Raw genomic sequence first — 3,131 nt, 5'->3', positions numbered from 1 at the left:
CGAGTTCTGGGCCTTTGCGCTGGGATATGTTCTCCAGCCCCCGCCAGAAGGCTTCAAGACTTGGGAGGCCTTCGCCGACGCCATGAACCTGTCCACCGAGGACCGGGAGCGATACTCAGCGGTCATCGACCCTCACGGGATCGGATCCCGCATCCTGTTCCAGAAAGTGCCGGAGGGAAAGGCCGTCAAGAACCGCTGGCACTTGGACATCGACGTTGTGGACCCATCCCTGCCCGTCGAGGAGCAGAACCGCGACCGGGAAGCCATGATCGCGGCCCTGGTGGAGAGAGGCGCCACCGAGATAGAGCGTTTCGACGAGCCGGTGGGGAGGTGGGTGTTGATGACCGACCCGGAGGACAACGAGTTCTGCGTCCTGGGACCCTGAGCAAAACCGCCCACAAGTTGACAGGACCCCTGTCGGGCTACCGCCACCCGTAGGGAAGATGCTCCATCCGGCGACGGGGTTGCCCATCATGATCGGGAAGCGCTCTCCAGCGCTTCGCATGTTGATCACAGGGACCGGAACCGGAGTAGCTCTGCGCACGGTCAACCGCCTCGCGCTAGGAAGTCTTCTCCAGCCGCAGGGTCACTTGCTGCCCCGCCGTCCAGCCCAGGTTGATGCCGCCTAGGCGGCCCCAGCCGATGGACGGTGAGTGGCCCCACACGGTGAATTCCTCGGTACCCACATGGAGCGTCCATGAACCCGGGCCAAGCGCCTTGTCGAGCTGGAATGTGAATCTGTCACTGGTGCCATCGCGGTCGCCATCAGTATTGCCGACTGCGCGGATCTCATACCAGGTGTCCCCCAAGTGCGGGGGCATCGGTGAGCATGGCTACCAATGATGTTAGATCGCTCATATCCGAAAACCTGCGTCTCCTCTTGCCGAAGCTTCACAGGCGGGCTGAGGCGCGCATTTCGAAGGTGGCGATACCTAGCGTCTGCTCAGACGCACCGGCCAGGCACCCGGCGTGCTGGGTTAGGAGCGTTCCGAGGCGGTCTCGGGCGGGGGTTCTCCCGGGTCCGGTAGCCCCTGCTCGACGGCCCAGCGCCTCACGTCACCGAAGGCCTCGGCCCGGGCGAAGGGACCCTGGTCGATCCGCTTCTCGAGCAGCATGTTCAGCACCGCCCCGACTGCCGGACCGGGTCCGATGCCCAGGTAATCCATGACATCGAAACCGTCGATAGGCGGCCGGAGCGCATCCAACTCCTCCTTGGCGCGGAGCACCTCGATCCGCTCCTCCAGCTCGTCGATCTGCCGCTGGATCCGGCGGGCCCGCCGGTCGCTCCGGGTGGTGACATCGCACCGAGCCAGCTCGTTGAGCCGCGGCAGCAGCTCGCCCGCGTCCCGCACGTAGCGGCGCACCGCCGAATCGGTCCAGCCCATCTTGAAGGTATGAGCCCGCATATGGAGGAACACGAGCTCCGCCACGTCATTGACGATCTCGTTCGGATAGCGCAACTTCCGCAGGCGGCGGCGGGTCATCCGGGCGCCCACCACCTCGTGGTGGTGGAAGGTCACCCTGGGACCCTCGAAGCGGCGGGTGGAGGGCTTCCCTACGTCGTGGAAGAGGGCGGCCAGCCGGAGGACCAGGTCGGATTCCGTCTTGGCCATCACCGCCAGGGAATGGGCCAGCACGTCCTTGTGGCGGTGGTCCGGGTCCTCGGTCATGGCCAGCGCCGGAACCTCGGGGACGAACTCGGCCGCCAGCCCGGACTCGACCATCACGGAGAGGGCGGGCGCCGCGCCGTCGGCCACCACCAGCTTGGAGAACTCGTCCCGGATCCGCTCCGCACTGATCGTCTGGAGGCGCTCCCGGAGGCGCTCCACCGCCTCGAGCTCCGGCCGGTCGGGATAGAAGCCCAACTGCGCCATGAACCGGAACAGCCGGACCATCCGGAGCGGATCGTCCGAGAACGAGACGTCGGGACCGCTCGGTGTGCGCAATGTCCGGGTGGCCAGGTCGGCGACACCGTTGAACGGATCTACGAGGGACGGGGTGTCGAGTCCGAGCTGCAGGGCGATGGCGTTGACCGTGAAGTCCCTCCGCCCCAGGTCGCCCTCGATCGAATCGCCGAAGATGACCTCCGGATGGCGGCTGTCGGGCCGGTAGGTCTCGGCGCGGAAGGTGGTTATCTCGCACCGCACCCCGCTGCGGATCAGGCCGATCGTCCCGAACCGCTCGCCCACGGTGAACAGCTGATCCGCCCAGTCCCTGAGGAGCGGCTCCATCTGGTGGGGCCGGGCGCTGGTGGCGAAGTCGAGATCGGTCGACTTCCGGCCCAGCAGGGCATCGCGCACCGAGCCGCCCACGAGGTGGATCTCGTGGCCCGCGGCCGTGAAGAGATCGGCCAGCTCGCGGCTGATGCCGCTGTTCAGCCAGTTCAGGCGCTCGGGAACCATCTCGGATCAGCCGAGGTCCCACACCTTGGCAGCCTCCGCCCTCACCGCATCCAGGGTTGCGAAGGCGAGCTCGGAGGAGCGGAAGCGGTGCTCCTCGTCGGGGACGGCCATGCCGGCCGCGCCCGCCAGGGTGGCGCTGACCGAGGCCGTGATGGCGTCCAGGTCGTACCCACCCTCCAGGAAGCAGATGGTGCGGCCCGGAGGGGTCAGCGCGATGAGGGCTCGGGACATGTAGGCATAGTCGGACGCGAGCAGCCGCAGGCTTGCCAGGGGATCGGCCGCGTGGGCGTCGTAGCCGGCGCTGACCAGCAGCCAGTCGGGGCCGAACTGCGAGATCACCGGCAGGATCAACTCCTCGAAGGCCCGGCGGTAGAGGTCGCCGGCGGTTCCGGGCGGCAGGGGCAGGTCCAGGATGGTGGCGGCGCCCCGGTGGGCGGTCATGTCGACGATGCCCCCGGTGCCCGGGTAGAACGGATACTGGTGCGTCGAGATGTACAGGACGTCCTCTTCATGCTCGAACATCTCCTCGGTGCCGTTGCCGTGGTGGACGTCCCAGTCCATGATCGCCACCTTGCAGCCCCGCTCCACCAGCATGGCCGCCGTGACCGCCGCGCTGTTGAACAGGCAGAACCCCATCGCCGTGGCCGAGCGGGCGTGGTGGCCCGGCGGCCGCACCGCCAGAAAGGCCAGGTCGGCCTCCTCCTCTTCCAGTCGCCGGACCGCCAAGGG

At 67.6% G+C, this 3,131-nt stretch carries 3 protein-coding genes; 1 reads left to right on the top strand and 2 read right to left on the bottom strand.

Annotated elements, in window-relative coordinates; all coding sequences use genetic code 11:
• On the top strand, window positions 1-385 hold a 385-nt coding region (locus OXK16_13925; GenBank protein ID MDE0377042.1), incomplete at its 5' end, for a VOC family protein.
• 592 nt (window positions 386-977) lie between these two features.
• On the opposite strand, the gene OXK16_13920 is transcribed toward OXK16_13925, so the two are convergent.
• Entirely contained in the window at window positions 978-2,402 is a 1,425-nt protein-coding gene (locus OXK16_13920) for a CCA tRNA nucleotidyltransferase (GenBank protein MDE0377041.1), read from the bottom strand.
• Window positions 2,403-2,408: 6 nt separating this feature from the next.
• On the bottom strand, window positions 2,409-3,131 hold a 723-nt coding region (locus OXK16_13915), incomplete at its 5' end, for a histone deacetylase (protein MDE0377040.1).

The organism is bacterium (genome assembly GCA_028821235.1).
GTDB lineage: Bacteria > Actinomycetota > Acidimicrobiia > Spongiisociales > Spongiisociaceae > Spongiisocius.
Note: the sequence above shows the minus strand (reverse complement) of the source record. Positions and strands in the feature narration are given on the sequence as shown.